Annotated in this window: 19 protein-coding genes; all 19 read right to left on the bottom strand. The window is 43.6% G+C overall.

The features are described 5' to 3' along the window. Nucleotides 1-200: 200 nt before the first annotated feature. A complete protein-coding gene (gene lysS, locus NYE56_RS00480) occupies nucleotides 201-1700 on the bottom strand; it encodes a lysine--tRNA ligase (protein WP_003226674.1) in 1500 nt (499 codons plus the stop codon). A 91-nt stretch (nucleotides 1701-1791) separates the two neighbouring features. Next, nucleotides 1792-2793, bottom strand: a complete 1002-nt coding sequence (gene dusB, locus NYE56_RS00475) for a tRNA dihydrouridine synthase DusB (RefSeq protein WP_014475588.1) — start codon at nucleotides 2791-2793, stop codon at nucleotides 1792-1794. A 23-nt stretch (nucleotides 2794-2816) separates the two neighbouring features. Continuing rightward, nucleotides 2817-3026 carry a helix-turn-helix domain-containing protein gene (locus NYE56_RS00470; RefSeq protein WP_003226678.1) on the bottom strand — a complete coding sequence of 70 codons (210 nt, stop codon included), beginning with the start codon at nucleotides 3024-3026 and terminating at the stop codon, nucleotides 2817-2819. Next, complete coding sequence (folK, locus tag NYE56_RS00465; RefSeq protein ID WP_003242690.1) at nucleotides 2978-3481, bottom strand: 2-amino-4-hydroxy-6-hydroxymethyldihydropteridine diphosphokinase; 504 nt, start codon at nucleotides 3479-3481, stop codon at nucleotides 2978-2980. The genes NYE56_RS00470 and folK overlap by 49 nt, the downstream gene beginning before the upstream one ends. Further along, a complete protein-coding gene (gene folB / locus NYE56_RS00460) occupies nucleotides 3478-3840 on the bottom strand; it encodes a dihydroneopterin aldolase (protein WP_335451701.1) in 363 nt (120 codons plus the stop codon). Before folB ends, folK begins: the two co-directional genes overlap by 4 nt. Further along, a complete protein-coding gene (gene folP, locus NYE56_RS00455; protein ID WP_341283304.1) occupies nucleotides 3833-4690 on the bottom strand; it encodes a dihydropteroate synthase in 858 nt (285 codons plus the stop codon). Before folP ends, folB begins: the two co-directional genes overlap by 8 nt. Then, the gene (gene pabC / locus NYE56_RS00450; protein WP_341284368.1) at nucleotides 4672-5553 is read right to left on the bottom strand and encodes an aminodeoxychorismate lyase; all 882 of its coding nucleotides are present in this window, start codon (nucleotides 5551-5553) and stop codon (nucleotides 4672-4674) included. The genes folP and pabC overlap by 19 nt, the downstream gene beginning before the upstream one ends. Then, nucleotides 5553-6137, bottom strand: coding sequence for an aminodeoxychorismate/anthranilate synthase component II (pabA, locus tag NYE56_RS00445; protein WP_341283303.1), 585 nt, complete (start codon nucleotides 6135-6137; stop codon nucleotides 5553-5555). The genes pabC and pabA overlap by 1 nt, the downstream gene beginning before the upstream one ends. 13 nt (nucleotides 6138-6150) lie before the next feature. Then, complete coding sequence (locus tag NYE56_RS00440) at nucleotides 6151-7563, bottom strand: anthranilate synthase component I family protein (RefSeq protein WP_341283302.1); 1413 nt, start codon at nucleotides 7561-7563, stop codon at nucleotides 6151-6153. A gap of 166 nt (nucleotides 7564-7729) precedes the next feature. Further along, the gene (cysK, locus tag NYE56_RS00435) at nucleotides 7730-8656 is read right to left on the bottom strand and encodes a cysteine synthase A (RefSeq protein ID WP_341283301.1); all 927 of its coding nucleotides are present in this window, start codon (nucleotides 8654-8656) and stop codon (nucleotides 7730-7732) included. A gap of 75 nt (nucleotides 8657-8731) precedes the next feature. Further along, nucleotides 8732-9625, bottom strand: a complete 894-nt coding sequence (locus tag NYE56_RS00430; protein WP_003226693.1) for a peptidyl-prolyl cis-trans isomerase — start codon at nucleotides 9623-9625, stop codon at nucleotides 8732-8734. Nucleotides 9626-9671: 46 nt separating this feature from the next. After that, on the bottom strand, nucleotides 9672-10547 hold the full coding sequence (hslO, locus tag NYE56_RS00425) for a redox-regulated molecular chaperone HslO (RefSeq protein WP_123374533.1): 876 nt from the start codon (nucleotides 10545-10547) through the stop codon (nucleotides 9672-9674). An 11-nt stretch (nucleotides 10548-10558) separates the two neighbouring features. Further along, nucleotides 10559-11335, bottom strand: coding sequence for a type III pantothenate kinase (locus tag NYE56_RS00420; protein ID WP_010886388.1), 777 nt, complete (start codon nucleotides 11333-11335; stop codon nucleotides 10559-10561). 194 nt (nucleotides 11336-11529) lie between these two features. Continuing rightward, nucleotides 11530-13443 carry an ATP-dependent zinc metalloprotease FtsH gene (gene ftsH / locus NYE56_RS00415; RefSeq protein WP_003243881.1) on the bottom strand — a complete coding sequence of 638 codons (1914 nt, stop codon included), beginning with the start codon at nucleotides 13441-13443 and terminating at the stop codon, nucleotides 11530-11532. A gap of 97 nt (nucleotides 13444-13540) precedes the next feature. Then, entirely contained in the window at nucleotides 13541-14083 is a 543-nt protein-coding gene (gene hpt, locus NYE56_RS00410; protein ID WP_341283300.1) for a hypoxanthine phosphoribosyltransferase, read from the bottom strand. Continuing rightward, nucleotides 14080-15498: a tRNA lysidine(34) synthetase TilS gene (gene tilS, locus NYE56_RS00405; protein ID WP_070548359.1), complete on the bottom strand. Its 1419-nt coding sequence runs from the start codon at nucleotides 15496-15498 to the stop codon at nucleotides 14080-14082. The genes hpt and tilS overlap by 4 nt, the downstream gene beginning before the upstream one ends. A 103-nt stretch (nucleotides 15499-15601) precedes the next feature. After that, a complete protein-coding gene (gene prkT / locus NYE56_RS00400; protein WP_213419825.1) occupies nucleotides 15602-16618 on the bottom strand; it encodes a protein kinase domain-containing protein in 1017 nt (338 codons plus the stop codon). Then, nucleotides 16584-17321 (bottom strand): VWA domain-containing protein, encoded by a 738-nt coding sequence (locus NYE56_RS00395; RefSeq protein WP_286315702.1) that lies wholly within the window; start codon nucleotides 17319-17321, stop codon nucleotides 16584-16586. Before NYE56_RS00395 ends, prkT begins: the two co-directional genes overlap by 35 nt. A gap of 84 nt (nucleotides 17322-17405) precedes the next feature. Continuing rightward, nucleotides 17406-19889 carry a stage II sporulation protein E gene (gene spoIIE, locus NYE56_RS00390; protein WP_015253002.1) on the bottom strand — a complete coding sequence of 828 codons (2484 nt, stop codon included), beginning with the start codon at nucleotides 19887-19889 and terminating at the stop codon, nucleotides 17406-17408. Nucleotides 19890-20052 lie beyond the last annotated feature (163 nt).

Here is a 20052-nt window from a genome sequence, read left to right as displayed (position 1 = left end):
GACTTTATTATTATAACTCGTTGACTCAGTGAAGTCAATAACTTTTTTTGAAGTTCTTTTTTTCGTTATCGCCTTGTTTAGCGGCAACGAATAATAATATACCACCTAGTAAATAATAGTGCAATAGTTTTTTTGAAGAAATACTAAGGAATTTAAAAAGAGCGGCATCCTTTCCCTATGGAGGATACCGCTCTTTTTTATTAGCGTTGTCTCATTTGCGGGAATAACAGCACATCGCGAATAGAAGGGGCATTCGTCAGCAGCATAACCAGACGGTCGATACCGATGCCTAAACCTCCTGTTGGCGGCATACCGTATTCCAGAGCTTCAACAAAGTCTTCATCCATTAAATGAGCTTCATCATTACCGGCTTCACGCTCTTTTAATTGCGCTTCAAAGCGTTCTCTTTGATCAATAGGATCATTCAGCTCTGTAAACGCGTTGGCATGTTCACGGCCAACGATAAACAGCTCAAAACGGTCTGTAAAACGCGGGTCCTCAGGGTTTTTCTTAGCAAGAGGAGAAATTTCTACAGGATGCCCGTAAATAAACGTTGGCTGAATAAGCGTTTCTTCAATTTTTTGTTCGAAGAATTCGTTGATGATATGCCCTACTGTCATAGAATCTTTAATTTCTACACCATGTTCTTTTGCATATTCACGCGCCTGCTCAACAGTAACCTCTTCCCAGAAATCAACGCCGGTCGCTTCCTTGACTGCGTCAACCATATGGATTCTTTTCCACTCCGGTTTAAGGTCAATTTGCTCTTCCCCGTATTGAATCGTAGTTGTGCCAAGCACTTCTTGGGCGATATGAGCGACAAGGTTTTCAGTTAAGCTCATGATATCTTTATAATCCGCATATGCTTCATATAACTCAATCATTGTAAATTCAGGGTTATGGCGTGTAGAGACACCTTCGTTACGGAAAACACGGCCGATTTCATATACTTTTTCTAAACCGCCGACAATTAGACGTTTTAGGTGCAGTTCGATAGCAATACGCATATAGAGTGGAATGTCTAACGCGTTGTGGTGAGTGATAAACGGACGTGCAGAAGCTCCCCCAGGAATGCTGTGCATTGTAGGTGTTTCTACTTCTAAGTATCCATGATCATCAAGGTATCTTCTCATAGCTTGAATGATCTTGCTTCGTGTAATGAACGTATGTTTGCTGTCTGGGTTTACGATAAGATCCAGGTAGCGCTGACGGTAGCGCTGCTCAACGTCTTTTAAACCATGGTATTTGTCAGGAAGCGGACGAAGCGCTTTTGTCAGCAATTCAAAGGAAGTTGCTTTAACAGACAATTCGCCTACATTTGTTTTGAAGACTTTTCCGGTTACGCCGATAAGATCACCGAGGTCAGAAGACTTGAAGATTTCATATTGGTCGTCACCGACACTGTCTTTTCTTACGTAGATTTGGATTTGGCCTTCTAAATCCTGAAGATGGGCAAATCCGGCTTTTCCTTTGCCGCGTTTTGTCATCATGCGGCCTGCGATTGTAACTTCAATCGCTTTTTCTTCTAACTCTTCTTTGGTTAGATCTTGATATGCCGAAATAACTTCTTGAGACTGATGAGTTCTTTCAAAACGTGCGCCGAATGGATCGATGCCGTTATCTCTCAGCTGATTCATTTTATCGCGTCGGACTTGCAGCTGATCATTCAATTCTTCATGGTTATGCTCTTCTTGACTCATTGTTATCACTCCATTACAGATATTGTTTCATGAAAAAAGCAGAAAAACTGCCAGCGTAAAACTAGCAGTGAGCAGCAAATAGAGGTGAGTATTATCCTACTTTTGCATTTTGAAGCTCTTTTGCCTCAACTTCAACCGTAAATGCATCTAAAAGCTGTACAAACTCTTCTCTCGTCTCGCAATGATTGATTTCATTACGAACGTTCGCATTGCCTTTCACGCCTTTCAGATACCATGCAGCATGCTTTCTCATTTCTCTTACCGCTACGTTTTCACCTTTTAAGTCAATCAGGCGGTCAAGATGCAGTTTGCATACGGCCATTTTTTCGCGTACTTGCGGCTCTTCTTTTAATTCACCTGTTTCAAGATACTGAACCGTACGGTAAATCATCCACGGGTTGCCCAATGCAGCGCGTCCGATCATGACCCCGTCTACTCCTGTCTCATCGAGCATACGCTTAGCATCCTGCGGTGTCTTAACATCGCCGTTTCCGATAACCGGAATCGATACTGATTGTTTTACTTCTTTGATGATATCCCAGTTTGCCGTTCCTTCGTACATCTGCACTCTCGTACGGCCGTGAAGCGCCACTGCTTTACCGCCCGCACGTTCTACAGCCTGTGCATTTTTCACTGCGAAAATGTGGTCTTCATCCCAGCCCATTCTCATTTTCACTGTAACTGGTTTATTAACAGCATCCACTACTGCAGAAACCATTTCGTAAATCTTATCAGGGTCGAGAAGCCATTTCGCACCCGCATCGCATTTTGTAATCTTCGGCACGGGACATCCCATGTTAATATCAATGATATCAGCAGTTGTGTTCTGGTCTACAAACTTCGCCGCTTCCACAAGGGTTTCCTTTTTTCCTCCGAAAATTTGAAGGCTGAGTGGTTTCTCACGTTCATCGATATAAAGCATACCCATTGTTCTTGCATTGTTGTAAAGGATCGCTTTGTCACTGACCATTTCAGCGCATACCAATCCGGCTCCGAATTCCTTTACAGTCAATCTGAACGCAGAGTTGCAGACACCAGCCATAGGTGCGAGCACAACCCGGTTTTTCAATTGAATATCTCCGATTTTGAACAATTTTTCTCCTCCTTTCATTTGTTCTATTTTTCTGGCGGCGCCAATTCGTCCGCACTTATATTTAAAACATCTGCTGCATCTTGAATGATGGCAGCTGACGGCAATCGGTTTCCGCGTTCAATTTCGCCGAGAATAGAAACTGATATACCTAATGCTTTTGCAAATCCTTCTTGAGTATAACCTTTCAGCTTTCTGAATGCACGAATTCGTCTACCCCAGATTTCTGCTTCCATACTCTTACACCTTCTTGGTCTGTTTCGGCGCTTGTAGCCTCTTTTTCAACCTGCTGGCAAATTTCCGCAAGCGGCGCAAGGACAAACAAACGCTCATACATTCTCGGATGCGGAACAATTAGTTGCTCTGTTTCAATATTTTCACGATTAAATAACAAAATGTCAAGGTCTGCCGTCCGCGGCCCCCATCTTACTTCCCTTGTTCTGCCTAATTCATTTTCTATCTGCTGCGTCAGTTCAAGTAGTTCAAAAGGGTTCAGTGATGTCTTGATTTCAACAGCCATATTCAAAAATTGAGCTTGATCTTCGTATCCGACCGGGTCAGTTTCGTAAATAGACGACACTTTAGTAACTGTCACCGCAGCATGCTGATGCAGTAAAGCCACTGCTTGCCTTAAATACGTTTCTCTATCTCCAATATTAGATCCAAGTGCAATATAAGCTATGTTGTTCATGACTTTTTTCTCGTGATTTCAATTGCTACTGATTTATAGTGTCCGGGAATTGGCGGGTCTGGCTTAATCACTTTCACCGTACATTGCTGAACCGGCTGAAATTTTTTGAGAACAGCGTCAGTAATACGTTCTGCCAGTGTTTCCACCAATTTCACAGGCGCCCCTTCCACGATATCCTTACATACGTGATAGAGCTCAGCATAGTTGATCGTTTGCTCAAGGTCGTCTGTTTGTCCGGCTTTGCTTAAATCCAGCTCAGCGGTTAAATCGACTTTAAACCGCTGGCCAAGTTTGTTTTCTTCCTTGAACACACCGTGATATCCGTAAAACTCCATACCTTCTACATAAACTTTATCCATGGTGCACCCCTCCCTTATTCAGCATCGCGTCCATCATTTTCGCCATTCTGGCAATTTGCTTTACATCATGGACCCTGACAATGTCACAGCCTTTTTGAATGCCGAGACACACAGTCGCGCCTGTGCCCTCAGCCCGCTCCTCAGGCGGAAGATCCAGAACACGTCCGATGAATCTTTTTCGGGAGGTTGCCAGAAGAACCGGATATCCCAACCCGCTGAAAATCTCCAGTTTGTTCATCACTGCCAAGTTATCGTGATAGGTTTTCGCGAAGCCGATACCGGGATCAAGAATAATGTTCTTCTCCTCTACTCCGGCCTCAACAGCAATTTTTACACTCTCCATTAAGTCCGACAGCATATCCGGCAATAAGTCATTGTAGTTTCTTTCAGGTCGGTTATGCATGAGAACAATTGGAACATTATGTTCAGCTGCAATGGAAGCCATCTCCGGATCATGTTTGGCTCCCCAAATATCATTGATAATGGATGCGCCGGCTTTCACTGCTTCATCTGCGACAGAAGCCTTGTACGTGTCTACAGAAATAGGAACACCAAGCTCTTTCGTAATCCGCTCAATCACCGGAATGACTCTGGACATCTCCTCATCCTCAGATACGCACTCAGCGCCAGGCCTTGTCGATTCCCCTCCGATATCAATGATATGGGCACCATCATCGATCATCTCTTTTGCGTGCAGCAGCGCCTTGTCCAAGCTGTCATATTTTCCACCGTCCGAGAAAGAGTCAGGCGTTACGTTTAAAATTCCCATCACCAGCGTCTTCTCTTTATATGATAAAGCGCGGGGCTTAGTGTGGATTACTTGTGTTTGATCTATTGTGTGCTGCGCCATGCTCTTCCTCCCTTTTCATGAATCATGTTCTTTATTTCTTTTTTGTATAACAATTGAAGAGCGGAGGTTGCTTCTCCGCTTTGGCTTCCATAGTTTACTTCTTCTATTTTAGTAAACGGGATGATTTCAAGAACCGAGTTCGTCATCCACGCTTCGTCAGCTGTCAAGAGAGCTTCTAGCTCATATCGGCCCGTTTTGAGCTCCAGGCCGATGTTCTTTGCATTTTCAATGATAAAACGTCTCGTGACGCCGTCCAGAATACCGGTATCAAGCGATGGCGTATAGATACAACGACCTTTTCTCCAAAAGACATTAGATATGATACCCTCTGCAACAGCTCCATCCTCCGTTAAGAAAATTCCCTCGACACGCGGATCATTTCCAATTTCCCGTTTCGCATACATATTATTTAGATAATGATGAGATTTTAACCGGAACGATCCCTCAGGAGTGTTTCTCCGTATCGATAAAACCTTCCCTTCTTTTTGCAAAGGAAGACTTTCTGGTTTCAGCTGATTCACAAAGCATAAAACGGTCGGCTTATCGTACGTCTGGGCGACAAAGCCTTTATCGCTGATTCCCGCTGATATGTTCAGTCTGACGCGGGCATTGCCATCCTTGATATCATTTAGCTTAAGCAGCTTGTCCAGCATCTCAAGGATCTCATGCTTTGAAACAGTATATTCGATTTGCAGATCCTTAAGTGCGCCTTCAAGCCTTTCTATATGCCAATCAAGCAAAAACGGGCAGCCTTCGTAGAGCCTGAAGGTTTCGAAAACACCGATCCCATATAAAAACCCATGGTCAAAAGGAGAAAGAACTGCATCTTTCTCCTCCATATACCGGCCGTTCACATATATCATCACGCAAAAACTTCCTTGCGATATGTCTCAATAAAATTTCTGAGCATTTCTTTCCCAAAGGAGGTCATAATAGACTCTGGGTGAAATTGCACGCCCTCTATCGGGAGGTCATTGTGGCGAATAGCCATGATTTCTCCTTCTTTCGTTTGTGCTGTTACTGTAAAACAGCTTGGCAGCGTCTCAGGTTTTACGATCAGCGAATGGTACCGCGTCGCAACAAGGGGGTTTTTCAACCCTTCAAAAATGGTTTTGCCGTCATGCTCGATATCCGAGGTTTTCCCGTGCATAAGCCGCTCTGCCCTAACAACGTCACCACCGAACACTTGTGCGATGGACTGATGTCCGAGACATACACCGAAAATAGGAATTTTCCCTGCGAAATGTTTAATTGCTTCGAGGCTGATTCCCGCCTCATCAGGGCTGCACGGTCCGGGAGATATCATCAGAAAGTCCGGAGACAGTTCTTCAATTTCTTCGATTGTGATGCTGTCATTGCGTTTCACAACCAGCTCTTCCCCAAGCTCGCCCAAATACTGTACCAAGTTGTACGTGAATGAATCGTAGTTATCAATCATTAAAATCATTTCTCCGCTCACCTCATCTAATTTTTGTCTCTTCTTTGCTCAGCTCTAATGCTCTTTGCATCGCAAAAGCTTTTTTGAATGATTCCTTGTATTCGTGCTTCGGAACAGAATCAATCACAACTCCTGCGCCGGACTGCATAAATGCCTGCCCTCCGGTTGCATAAATGGTTCGAATGACGATATTAAACTGCAGATCGTGATTATATCCAAACCACCCTATAGATCCAGTATAAAGCCCTCGGCGTGTCGGCTCAAGTTCTTCTATAATTTCCATCGTTCTTACTTTCGGTGCACCAGTAATGGTTCCTCCGGGGAATACAGCATGAATAATATCTACAGCATCATACCCATCCCGCAGTTCACCTTGGACATTAGACACAATGTGCATTACATGCGAGTATTTTTCAATTGCCATGAATTCATTTACGCGCACAGACCCGTAACGTGATACTCTTCCTAGATCATTTCGCTCAAGATCAACCAGCATGACATGTTCCGCGCGTTCTTTTTCATTGTGGATCAATTCGTTTGCAAGCGCCTCGTCTTCTTCATTTGTTTTCCCTCTGGAACGGGTGCCCGCAATTGGTCTCGTCTCTAATAGCTTGCCCTTTTTGCTGACAAGCAGTTCAGGCGATCCGCAAATGATTTGGAAATCAGGTGTTTCTAAATACGCCATATAAGGAGAAGGATTTACTTCTCTCAAGGTTTTGTAAATTTGATATGGGTGGGCAGACAGTGACTGTGACTGCCTTATTGATAGATTGACTTGAAACACATCTCCGCTGGCAATGTATTGTTTGATTTTCTCTACAGCTTGTGAGAACCCATCCTCGGTAAATGGCGCCGCGAAGGAACCATCTGTTTCAGGCTTCATCTCTCGCGAAGAGACAGCGGGAAGCTCAGTCAGCCACATCTGCTCTAACTCAGATAGCTTCACATCCGCTGTTTCCTGATCAGAACCATTAACATGAGTAATCAGCCATAGAGACTCTTCTTGATGGTCATAAACTGCTATATCATCAAAAACAAGAAAATAAATATCTGGTGTTTCTAGATCATCTAACGAGAGCATTTTAAAATTTTCAATGTACCGTGCGTAATCATAGCTGAGAAACCCGATTGCCCCGCCTTGAAAGTCAGGGAACTCATGATTCGTTTCTGTTTCCAGCGTTTTAAACCAGCTGTGGAAGGCCCGTAATGGATCACCTTCTTTAAACAGCATCTCATCACCATGCTTAATTGTAGTTATTCCGTCTTTTCCTTTCACAGTCGCAATTGGATCAAGACCGGCTATACTATATCTGCCGCCTCTTGCACTTTCGAGAAGTACATGATGTTTTCGGGATTGCGCAAGTTTCTCAAATTGTTGTAAGAATGAGTCTTTTTGAAAAGGTATTTTTTTGCCTGCCGGTCTGCGTTGTGCCATTTGTATCATTCCTCTATTTTCTTTTTTACTTGTTTTTAATTGTAAAGCAATGTTGTTAGTGAAAAAAGTGAATTTCTCTTCCAAGAATAACATTCGTCGCAGACATGGCATATTTGATGCACGAAATATAAAAAAACTCCCGGCGGACCGGGAGTTTTGGCTTTTTTTAATCGAATTGATACAGCGGCGTGCTTAGATAACGTTCGCCGTTACTTGGAATGATGGCCAATACTTTTTTGCCTTTTCCGAGTTTTTTTGCTACTTGAAGAGCAGCATAAATTGCCGCACCTGATGAGATGCCTCCGAGAATTCCTTCTTCACGTGCAGCTCTGCGGGCATATTCGAATGCTTCTTCATTCTTCACAGGGAAGATTTCATCATATACTTCAGTGTTTAAGATGTCCGGCACGAATCCAGCTCCGATTCCCTGAATTTTGTGGGGGCCTGGTTTTCCTCCTGAAAGCACTGGGGAATCTGACGGTTCAACAGCGTAAATCTTGATGGAAGGGTATGCTTCCTTCAGCAATTCGCCCGCTCCCGTAATCGTTCCGCCCGTTCCGATTCCGGCTACAAATGCGTCAAGCTGATCATCACCGAATTGCTCAACGATTTCTTTACCCGTTGTTTGGCGGTGAATTTCTGGGTTAGAAGGGTTGTTAAACTGCTGCGGCACAAAGTATCCGTGCTTTTCAGCAAGCTCTTCAGCTTTCTTAATGGCACCTTTCATGCCTTCCGCGCCAGGAGTCAGCACAAGCTCAGCACCGTATGCGCGAAGAAGGTTGCGGCGCTCCATGCTCATTGTATCAGGCATAACCAAAATGGCTTTTAATCCTTTAGCAGCAGCAACCATTGCAAGCCCGATTCCTGTATTTCCGCTTGTCGGTTCAATGATTGTATCACCGGCTTTTAATTTTCCTTCTTTTTCAGCCGTTTCAATCATGGCTAAACCGATACGGTCTTTTACACTGCTTCCAGGGTTCATGTATTCAAGTTTTAGATATACATCCGCACTGTTTTCATCTGCAAGGCGATTTAATTTAACGATTGGCGTATTCCCGATTAATTCAGTAATGGAGTTTGCTACACGTACCATTCTCGACACCTCAATTTCCGACTATTTGTATTGGTATTATGTATATAATCTATCAATTTCAAAATTTTTTGTCAATCACTTAGTACTTTTTTCTCCATAAAACCAAGATACATCGGCTTCTTTCCAAAGTGTCTTAACTGTCGCTTTATCGCCTAGCTGATCCATTGCGATTTGCCGTCTGATCTGGTCTTTTACTTCATCAAATGAGAACGTTCTTGCCTTTAGTTTTTCTTTCAGCTGGATAATGGCATATCCATTGCTGACCTTTATTGGTTCCTGAGACCATTCATCCTCTTTGAGTGTTTTCGCCTCTTCAATGTATGCTGATGGAATGTTGTCTGATGCCTCTGTGACAAAACCTAAATCTCCGCCGTATGGTGATGTATATCTGTCAGTGGATCTTTCGGCAGCGACAGCTTCAAAGCTTGATCCGCCTTTGAGTTCTTTCAGGACTTCTCTCGCTTCTTCTTCATCTTTTACAACAATGTGCCGAATTCGATACGAATCATCAAACTGATATAGTTCCTTATTTTTATGATAGAATGATTCCAGTTCTTTGTTTGAGATATCGATATCCCTTGTTAATAATTCTTCAAGGAGGATATTATAACGAATTTGGTCTTTCCACTCTTTCTCCGTCGTATGTTCATCTTCGTAAAAGGAATTATTGACCGCTTTAATCAGCAAAAACTCACGATCAACTTCGCTTTTGGATATTTTAAGGTTGTTCTTTTTAGCCAGCTGCTCAACAACTCGGACATTGATCATATCTTCAAGCGTTGACTTACCATACTGATCTTCCATTTCTTTCAGCCATTCTTCTCTTGTCACACTCTTGCCTCCGATAGTCGCAATAGACTCACCGGATGACGATGCGCCGGCTTGGGATTTCGTCAGCGTATATGCAACAGCAATACAGCAAACCAACAGCGCCCCTAAAATAATGGTCCAGATTGTTCTTGATTTCAAACCTGCTTTCAGCCCCTTTTCTCAAATTAAAAACCCGCTAAAGAGCTTAGCGGGTAGTTTGGTCACGAAGCCCTTCCAGCTCTTCTTTTGTAAATAAGTACTTTTCATTACAAAAATGGCATACTGCTTCGGCTTGTCCATCTTCTTCTATCATATCTTGAATTTCTTTTTTGCCTAGTCCTAAAATGGCTGTTTCGAACCGTTCTTTTGAACAAGGGCAATGGAATCTGACAGGCATCGTTTCCAAAATCTCAGGTTTCTCGCCTAGGACTTCTTCTAAAATTTCTTCTGGTGTCAGCCCTTTTTGGATGAGCTTAGAAATCGGCTCTACTTGAGATAGACGCTGTTCAATTTTTGTGATTGTTTCATCATCTGTTCCCGGCATCAGCTGAATAATAAAGCCCCCTGCCGCAAGAATGGTATTGTCAGGATTCACGAGCACACCTACGCCCACTGATGAAGGAACCTGCTCAGATGATACAAGATAGTAAGTGAAATCCTCTCCTAATTCTCCTGAAACGATTTCTACTTGTCCTGTGAAGAACTCGCGCAAACCTAAATCTTTTACGACACTTAACGTTCCGTTTGTTCCAACCGCACGTCTGACATCAAGCTTGCCTTGTTCATTTAAATCAAAATGAACTTGCGGGTTAGAGACATAGGCTCTGACTTCTCCTTTGGCATTGGCATCAGCTACAATAGCTCCGATCGGACCTCCGCCCTCGATTTTCACAGTCAGCTGATCATCGCCCTTCAGCATAGCGCCGAGCATAAGTGAAGCTGTCATTGTGCGGCCTAGTGCAGCAGATGCTGTCGGCCACGTACCATGGCGTCTCTGCCCCTCATTTACCATATCAGTCGTTCTCGCTGCATAAGCCCGAACTTTTCCGTCATACGCAAGTGCTTTTACTAAATAATCCATTACTAAACCTCCTATACACTTCCTACGCGGTTTCTTTCATAAATCAATTCCAGCCCTTTTAGGGTTAAGAATGGATCAACGATGTCTATACAATCTGATTCGTTCGCAATGAGCGGCGCCAGGCCTCCTGTCGCAATGACCTTTGGTTCCTGTTTTGCCTGCCATTTCATTCGCTTAACGATTCCTTCCACTTGGCCGACATAGCCAAATAAAATCCCAGATTGCATCGCGCTAACAGTGTTTTTTCCGATAATATTGTCGGGCCGGGTGATTTCAATACGCGGAAGCTTTGCTGCACGCGAGTAAAGCGCCTCTGTCGAAATTGTAATCCCAGGGGCAATCGCCCCGCCCATGTATTGTTTGTTTTCATCAATATAGCAGTACGTTGTGGCGGTTCCGAAATCGACAACAATTAATGGATTGCCGTATAAGTGTATCGCAGCGACAGCATTTACGATTCTGTCTGCCCCCACTTCTTTCGGATTGTCATATTTTATATTTAAACCGGTTTTCATACCTGGACCAACAATTTGCGGCTCGATATGAAAGTATTTTGTGCACATTCTTTCTAACGCAAACATAATTGGCGGCACTACTGATGAAATAATAATGCCATCTATCTGTTCAAACATAAGCCCGGAGTGATCAAATAAGGAGCGCAAAATCATCCCAAACTCATCTTCTGTTTTATGCCTGCTTGTTTCTATACGCCAGTGATATTCTAATTTTCCATCATGATATACACCAAGTACAGTATTGGTGTTCCCCACATCGATAACCAGTAACAACCTCTATCACCACTTTTGAATAGTTTCTCTACTTTACTTTTTACAAACATTCTACAATACCATACACGATTAGCGGCTCATTTGTAAACAAATCGATACCAGAATTGGATGATTGTAAAAGCCGCACCTGAGCCCATCATTTACATAAAAAAACTGCCAGCGTCAGCCGGCAGTTTTTTTAGAAAGAAAGCGAATTACTCTTTCGTATCGTCTTTCTTTTCTTCTGTTTTTGTCAGAATGTTTACTTTCACATCATCGTTCTTTTCATCATCTGAGAAATTACGCTCAGGTAATGTTCCATGATCGATAAGGTGTTTGATCTGTTCAGCGTCAAGCGTTTCAACTTTCAGAAGCGTTTGGGCAATCAATTCAAGCTTGTCACGATTTTCAGTCAGGATTTGTTTCGCACGCTCATAACATTCTTTGATGATGCGCTGAATTTCCTGATCAATTTCGTAAGCGATTTGATCACTGTAATTCTGTTCGTTGTTGAAATCACGGCCTAAGAATACCTGGCCACCCTGAGACTGTCCAAATTGCAACGGTCCCAGTTTTTCTGACATACCGAATTCCGTAACCATTCGTCTTGCAATATTCGTCGCACGCTGGAAGTCATTGTGCGCCCCTGTGCTGACTTCACCGAAGATAATCTCTTCAGCAACACGTCCGCCCAAGAGACCGACAATTTTATCAAGCAGCTCCGGCTTTGTTTGGAAATAACGGTCTTCTCTTGGCAGCATAACAGCATAACCGCCAGCCTGGCCCCGAGGAACAATCGTTACTTTATGAACCATATCTGCCTCATCTAAAACGAGACCGATAACGGTGTGTCCGCCTTCGTGATAAGCCACGATATTGCGTTCTTTCTTGGAGATAACGCGGCTCTTCTTAGCGGGTCCGGCAATTACACGGTCCGTCGCTTCGTCAATATCACGCGCATCGATTTTTTTCTTGTTTTGACGAGCCGCTACAAGCGCAGCTTCATTCAAGAGGTTTTCTAAGTCAGCGCCTGAGAAGCCTGGTGTTCTCATGGCAATTGATTTTAGGTTAACCGTTTCATCCAGCGGTTTGTTTCTCGCATGGACTTTCAATACAGCTTCACGGCCAATGACATCTGGGCGGTCCACTGTGATTTGACGGTCAAAACGTCCCGGACGAAGTAAGGCTGGGTCCAAGATGTCCGCACGGTTCGTCGCAGCAATGATGATAATTCCTTCATTAGCGCTGAATCCGTCCATTTCAACAAGCAATTGGTTTAGCGTCTGTTCACGTTCATCGTGTCCACCGCCGAGACCAGCGCCACGCTGGCGTCCGACTGCGTCAATTTCATCAATGAAGATCAAACAAGGCGCATTCTTTTTCGCATTTTCAAACAAGTCACGCACACGGGAAGCACCGACCCCTACAAACATTTCAACGAAATCAGATCCGCTGATGCTGAAGAAAGGTACGCCGGCTTCTCCTGCACAAGCCTTGGCAAGCAATGTTTTACCGGTACCTGGAGGTCCGACTAAAAGCACGCCTTTTGGTATTCTGGCGCCGAGCTCGGCAAACTTGCGGGGATCTTTCAGAAACTCAACAACTTCAACAAGTTCTTGCTTTTCTTCGTCAGCCCCTGCAACGTCTTTAAATTTGACGCGTTTCTTTTCCTCTGTATACAGCTTCGCTTTACTCTTGCCAAAGTTCATGACACGGCTGCCGCCGCCTTGAGCCTGATTGAGCAGGAAGAAAAACAGAATAAAGATAATGACAAATGGGATGATGGTCGTCAGGAACGTCACCCATCCGCTTGTTTCTTGCGCGGGCTCAACCTTTACGTCTGTCTTTTTCAAAGCGTTAAATATCTGGTCTGCTCCCTTTCCTTCAGGAACATGAGTCAAAAAGTATTGATCTTTGTCGTAGTTTTTCAGCTGCCCTTTTACCTCATAAACACCTCTGACAGGCTGAACCGATACGCTATCAACTTTCCCGTCATCCAGGTTTTTGATGAACGTACTGTACGACATATTTTCTGTTTTCGGATTTGAGGTCTGGAAGTAGCTCACAACCCCGATTACTACTAATAAAATAAGTAAATAAAAAATGGTATTACGGAAGACCCGATTCATTCCTTACCTCCTCCCACAGTAAGCACAACTATGTTCAATAGTACCATAGAAAATCATTCCAATACAAACAATAACCATCTCGGAAGCAGGCTGCCGATCATCTTTCATAAACTGCCGGTTTTAACACTCCGATATAAGGCAGATTGCGATAGCGCTCAGCATAATCAAGTCCGTAACCCACTACAAACGCGTCAGGAACTTCAAAACCGACAAAGTCTGCTTTGATGTCCGCTTTTCTTCCGCTTGGTTTATCCAAAAGGGTAACAATCTTAATTGATTTTGCTTTACGGTATCGGAAGAGCTCTACGAGATAACTTAAGGTTAACCCACTGTCGATGATATCTTCAATAATTAAGATGTCCCGGCCCTCTACAGATGTATCCAAATCTTTAATGATTTTTACTTCTCCAGAAGAAACCGTAGAATTTCCGTAGCTTGATACATCCATGAAATCCATTTCCAAATATGTATCAATATGCTTGATAAGATCCGCCATAAAAGGAAGTGCTCCTTTTAACACACCGATTGCCAACGGAAATGTATCTTGATACTCGCTCGTTAATTCTGCACCTAACTCTTTTACTTTCTTTTGTATCTCTTCCTCTGAGATCAGTACTTTCTCGATATCATGTTTCATCATGATTTTGCTTGCCCCCTACACTTTTCATGCTGTCTATATTGTAATACAATGCGGTCGCTGTTTGGAATCACAAGATCTTCAAAAATTGATTTTTTCAAGCCAGGTATCCAGATAATTTCACCGCTTGCGTCCGTCACAATCGGCCAGTTGTCTCTTTCTTGGAGAGGCAGTTTCTTATCAATAAATATATCCTTTACCTTTTTTGAGCCGTTCATCCCTTTTAGTTTGATCCGGTCTCCAGCTTTTCTCGTCCGGATTGTTAAGGGAAACCGCACCTTTTTTTCACTTGTGATAAAAACAGCATTCCCATGTTCTTCAGGCGAGTCCGCATAATGCTTTGCCTCTATCAGATATCCATTAGGGAGTACTGCCGTTTCATCAGCAGCTCCGCTAATTTGGTATTCAAAGGGAACATTTTTGCACTGCCATTGTTCAAATGTAAACAAACATGTCTGATATGATTTGACCACCTTCAGTCCTTTCGGAAAGTCCAGTACTCCTGAAGGACTGCCATTTTCCGCCCAATCGAGAAACTGCTGAATGTGATGGGCTGAAAAGGATGATGGAACGTTTTCATAAAGATAGTTTAATATTAGTTGAACTCCTCTTCTTTGTAAAGGCATCGGGAGGGCAAGCAATTGAGAGGAATTGATTTCAACTGATGTATTAGACTGGCTTGTGATTACTTTATTCATTTCATCTTTCGTTAATGACTGTAAGAATTGCTCATCTTCCGTCAGTGCTTCACTCACTTTCTGAAACCTTTTATGCACATCCGGAGATTCCTGCTTCAAAAACGGGAGCACTGTTTTTCTGAATCTGTTTCTTGTGTAGTCATCTTTGGCGTTGCTTTCATCCGTCCGGTAGCTCAAGCCGTTTTCACGGCAATAGTGAAGGATCTCTTCCTTTGTAATGGGTAAGAACGGCCTGATGATCCGCCCCGTCCCAAAACGTCTAACCGGCTGCATTCCCGCAAGTCCCGTTCCAAGCGTACCCTTAGCCAGTTTCATAAGCATTGTTTCAACCTGGTCATCACCATGATGCGCAAGAGCCAGATAGTCCGCTTGGTGCTTCGACATGATTTCCTCAAAAAACTGGTAGCGGCAATCGCGTGCTGCAGCCTGCTTATTGAGTCCTTTTTCCTGTGCATATGCGGTTACATTGATTTGAGCCGTTTCGCACACGAGCTGTTCAGCTTTACAATAAGCTTGGACAAAACGCATGTCCTCCTCGGATTCCGCACCTCTGAACCGATGGTCAACGTGAGCTGCAATAACATTCGCTGAACGGCCGCATAACGTATGCAACGCGTGAAGAAGAGCCATTGAGTCCGGACCGCCGGAAACGCCTACAATGATTGTCGCCCCTTTTAACGTAAGATTGTGTTTGTTTAAAAAATCTTTGACACTTTTCACAATGTCCTCCTCACAATGAGCAGGTATTTTAAAGATATTCATATCCTAACACTTTCAACCCCTCCAAGCAAAGAAGAAGCATAGGCTCTGCAGTTTGCGCCATTCAGATTAAGAAAAAGATAATATAGGCGAAATAAAGCGCTAAAACACTGATCACGATAAGCGTTGTTTCAAATAACCCCCCCGACTTAGCCGGTTTCTGTTTTGGGGTATATCGCGTCTTCGTTATTTTTCCTTGGCGCGGTATTTGCTGTCTTTGTCGTGTGGCAGGCTGCGGTGATGCTTTTATAGGCTGTTTTCTTTGTGATGCTTTTTGCCCCGCGTCTAGCATATCCTTTTTCATTTCATCTGCGGATTGATAATCTCCGTTCAAGGCTGAAAAAAGCGCTTTTTTATACTTTTGAAGCAGCGGGTTTCCTTCGATGAGAGACCTAAGCTGTTCTTTGGGCTGGTTCGTTTTCTTAAATTCTTTTTTATGCACACTGTTGATCATAATCATGGCAACTGCGAACAGATCATAGGATGGCTCTGCCTTTCTTGTTCCATACCCCCAATAGCCTCTGTCATAAAACTCCGTATACTCTTTTATCGCCCGGCCTTCCTTTGTCGTGCCGCCCACATCAATGCAGCGGATCCTTGCGGGCGGACCAGTTACGATCAGATTATCAGGTTTAAGATCGCCGAATATCCATCCTTGCTGGTGAAGCACCGATAAGCTGGATAACAGCTGAATCATTAATACAGGTATCCACTCTGCTCCTTTATCACTGACATACTTCAAAAGCAGCGGCCCTTTTATGTATTCCATTGCATAAAATGAAACTTTCGTATTGGCACTGGGAATATAGGCATCATCCGTATCAAAAAAAGAAGGCCCCATCGTAACGGACTGGGCCTTTGAGAAAGATTTCAAGACATTCACTTCAGAAGTAATAGACAGGCTGTCATCACTCACCTTTAAGGCAACATGTCCATCTGATGTTTCTGCCAAATACACAATTCCATTGGCCCCTTTACCAAGCTGTTTACGCAATGTATAAGTGTTTCCATTCCACTTGCCTTTGATTGTCGTACCCGGCTTGAGGCTACATGCCAAACTCGTCAAAGCGTCGTTCATCATCTACCAGCATGCCCCTTCTTGAGCGTATTTTTTCAAACTGCAGTGTCGCTTCACGAATCGCCGGACCTGTCGGCGTGATGCCGCCTGTCGAAAGCTTTGCAAAGAGTGTGGAAAGAGATTGCAGCTTCGGTGTCCAGTTCAGCACAAGCTCGACCTCTTGTTTTTTCCCGGGAAATATACACATCGCAAATTCGTTATTCCCGATTCGGGAATTGAGGCTTACAGACAAATCAATCAGCGCCTCTTTTACTGTTGGAAGCTTTGGCGCCATACTTGCACTTGTATCAACAAGAACCAAAACCTGAAGATGCACCGTTTCTCCAAGCTCGTCTACCACTTCCATGACTTCGCCGCGTTTTTCCGGAGAAAGCTCTTCCATTTCCACATTCTTTCCGAGAATCTGTTTCAGTTCTTGATTGACTACACCTTGTAAGGTTTGCGTCATCGCTTTTTTTGTTACCATTTGAACAGTTTGTGAAAGCTGAGATGCATAAACGACTTGGTGCACGCCTCCTCCGGCAAGTGCAATCCCTTCGACTTCCTTCATTGCCTCAGGGTCAATTTGATTTTCTTCCATTATACCAATGACATTTACCGTAATCCCCTGCTCTTTAGCAAAAGCAGCCATTGCAAGCGGGTCTTCCCCATGGTTTGAGCAGCCATCCGTTATCAGCAAAATTTGATTTAAATGTCCGTTGTTCACATTCATTCCTCCTGGAGAATACGAGGATTCTCAGATTCATATATTCCCATCTTCGCCAGAAGAAATTTGATTTATACGGAAGCGTTATGAAATTTCTTGTTTGTTTTGAAAGATTGCCGGAACAGGAATGGATGCCCACTTCGGTGTATTGTGATCAATCCGGACGACAACAACAGTCATATCGTCCTCAATTTGGCCGGATCTTGTGCGGATGACTTCTTCCATAAGCAAATCGGCAATCTCCTGCGGGTCATTTGTTTTCAACCCTTTCATTTTACGTTTCATCCATAAGTCGTGATTTTCCACATGCTTAGGCCCCTCAAAAATGCCATCACTCATCATAATTAAGAGGTCACCCGCTTTCAGCTGTTCACTCACAACCTCCACATCAAATTCATTAATAATACCGATTGGCAGATTGCTCGCTTGAACTTTCATGACCTGGTCACCACGTTTGATAAAGCTAGGCGTCGATCCAACCTTCAAAAATTTACAACTGGCATCTTGAAGATCGATAATAGATAGGTCAAGCGTGGAATATATTTCGTCAGTTGTCCTTAGAGACAGTATGCTGTTGATCGTTTTAATTGCTATTTTTTCATCAATTCCCGATTCAAGGATTTTTTCAAGAAGCTTGATCGTTTCATTGCTTTCAAAGTGCGCTCTTGCGCCATTGCCCATTCCGTCACTGATTGCTGCAGCATATTTTCTGGCTCCAAGCTCCATCATGCTGTAGCTGTCGCCGGAGACAAGGCCGCCGCCCTTCGCAGCGTGAGCAGCTCCCGTGGACACCCTGTATGATTTTGTTGATCCAAAGGCGACATGGCTGTATCCATTCGGATGCGGAGAGTGCTGTTCGGCTTTCACAAGAATTTGTTCTTCCAGAATGTCAGAAAGCATAGGAGCAATGATTTTTTCACTTTCTCCATGTCCGCTGAACGGAATGGTCATTTCAATATCGATATTTCCTTGTTCAAGACTATAGATCTCGACATGCTGAATCTCAATTCCGAAATGCTGAAGCGCTTCTATGATTTGCTCTTCCTGCAGAAAGTGCTGTTCTCGCTCTCTTTTTATTTCCCGAGAAAAGTCGGCCATAACCTCAGAAACGCCTAAAAGCTGTTCAGCAACAAGGCGCCTGCTGTCTTGGACTTTTTTCTTGAGTGTCAAATGGGCATGATGATGTGCGAGCTCATCCTCAATCAGCTCTTCAACCTGCTTGGATTTAGAACAATACTGTTGAAACTCTTTTTTCAGCCTTCGGTTTGATGCATATTCTTTTTCCTCTGTTTCAAGCATAACTTGTTTCATTAAGTCATATGTTTTATCAAAGTTCTGTACCCAGCACCTGTTTTTCTTGTAGCACGTCTGACAGGAATGCTCCGTGATTTTGCTTAAGAACAGATCAACTTCGCTGTCATCTGTCTGTTCGTCTGATGCTTGGTAAAAGGTTGCAAAGCTTTCAGACAGCGCGTGAAATACATTGGAGAACTGGTCTACCTTCTGAGCAGTGACATCACGGATTTTTCTAGCGTATTGCTGTTGCTCTTGAAGATGCTCGACAGTTCCCGGAATATATCTCGCCACTTTCCTTGTAATAGATTGAGGTGTGAGCAAAAACAGGCCGACTGCGATTAATGACTCATAGAGCGTTGTCATCAGACCGGCAGAGCCTTCACCATATAAAGATATAAGAAGCGATCCAACGATCAGACCGATTGCTGCACCCGCTTTTTTTCCTTCCTTCAGCAAACCGCCCAATAAACCGGAAAAAGCAAGCAGACTCATTTGATATAGGTTTCCGATATTCGCCAAGCCAAGAATCAGGCCGGTCACAACACCAACCGTACAGCCAATGCTTGCTCCGCCAATAAAGGAAAAACTCAATACAACATAACGAGCCAATATATGTTCTGCCTGCATCCCTTGGTAGGACAAGCCAGCCAGCCCCGTTAAAACAGAAGCTATAAGAATCATAAAGCAAATGATTTCCTCTATTTTTAATGATTGTTTCACTTTTTTCACAGTAAAAATCGGAAGGCTCTGAAGGAAAATCAGTGTTAAGATAAACGATAGTCCAGCCTCAACGATAGCCATTACATAATCATAGGTTGTAAATACGCCATTTTGGGCATAAACAAACCCGGCTCTTGCTGCAGCCATGGAGAAGAACACGACAATCGGGAGTGCTTTTACACGATCGTCGGTAATGAAGGCAGCCACTTTAGAAAATACGAAGAATGCCAGCAATGCCGCCAGTATGAGCAATGAGTGCTTTGGAGATATGGTCAGCGCACCTGCAAGCACAGCCAAAACCGCATAAAACGCTTTGTCTCTTCTGATGAGAAGCATCGCTCCAAAGAAAGGAAGTGCGAAAGGAAGCACCTCGGATAATATGAAAGCCCGTCCAAGCAAAAATCCGATGACAACATAAATGAATCCTTTATAGAAAAACAGTGAATGCAAATGATGAGTCACCAGCTTCGTGCCCCTGTTAAAAAACGATTGGAGTTTTTCCAAAGCTTGTCCCGCCATTGGCCCGTTCACTCTTCTTTCTGCTTTTTCCATTCCTCTCATCTCCCACCTGTTATATTCGTTGCCTGTCATTATAGCGAAAGCACAGATAGGATTTTGTCAAAAGAAGGTAACAATACCAAAGAAATCTTCGACGGTTTCTGCCTTGATATTCGTTTATGAAAAGAATTTCCGGAATGTTGTCTAAAAATGAAAA

Source organism: Bacillus sp. FSL R5-0603, assembly GCF_038050295.1.
GTDB lineage: Bacteria > Bacillota > Bacilli > Bacillales > Bacillaceae > Bacillus > Bacillus subtilis.
This window is presented reverse-complemented; position numbering and strand designations above follow the sequence as displayed.

Coding starts and splice junctions, on each gene's coding strand:
- hpt (WP_341283300.1), bottom strand. CDS start 14,083: ATGATGAAACATGATATCGAGAAAGTACTGATCTCAGAGGAAGAGATA.
- hslO (WP_123374533.1), bottom strand. CDS start 10,547: ATGGATTATTTAGTAAAAGCACTTGCGTATGACGGAAAAGTTCGGGCT.
- lysS (WP_003226674.1), bottom strand. CDS start 1,700: ATGAGTCAAGAAGAGCATAACCATGAAGAATTGAATGATCAGCTGCAA.
- NYE56_RS00470 (WP_003226678.1), bottom strand. CDS start 3,026: ATGGAAGCAGAAATCTGGGGTAGACGAATTCGTGCATTCAGAAAGCTG.
- pabC (WP_341284368.1), bottom strand. CDS start 5,553: ATGATATATGTGAACGGCCGGTATATGGAGGAGAAAGATGCAGTTCTT.
- folP (WP_341283304.1), bottom strand. CDS start 4,690: ATGGCGCAGCACACAATAGATCAAACACAAGTAATCCACACTAAGCCC.
- pabA (WP_341283303.1), bottom strand. CDS start 6,137: ATGATTTTAATGATTGATAACTACGATTCATTCACGTACAACTTGGTA.
- prkT (WP_213419825.1), bottom strand. CDS start 16,618: ATGATGAACGACGCTTTGACGAGTTTGGCATGTAGCCTCAAGCCGGGT.
- folB (WP_335451701.1), bottom strand. CDS start 3,840: ATGGATAAAGTTTATGTAGAAGGTATGGAGTTTTACGGATATCACGGT.
- NYE56_RS00440 (WP_341283302.1), bottom strand. CDS start 7,563: ATGGCACAACGCAGACCGGCAGGCAAAAAAATACCTTTTCAAAAAGAC.
- folK (WP_003242690.1), bottom strand. CDS start 3,481: ATGAACAACATAGCTTATATTGCACTTGGATCTAATATTGGAGATAGA.
- ftsH (WP_003243881.1), bottom strand. CDS start 13,443: ATGAATCGGGTCTTCCGTAATACCATTTTTTATTTACTTATTTTATTA.
- spoIIE (WP_015253002.1), bottom strand. CDS start 19,889: ATGGAAAAAGCAGAAAGAAGAGTGAACGGGCCAATGGCGGGACAAGCT.
- cysK (WP_341283301.1), bottom strand. CDS start 8,656: ATGGTACGTGTAGCAAACTCCATTACTGAATTAATCGGGAATACGCCA.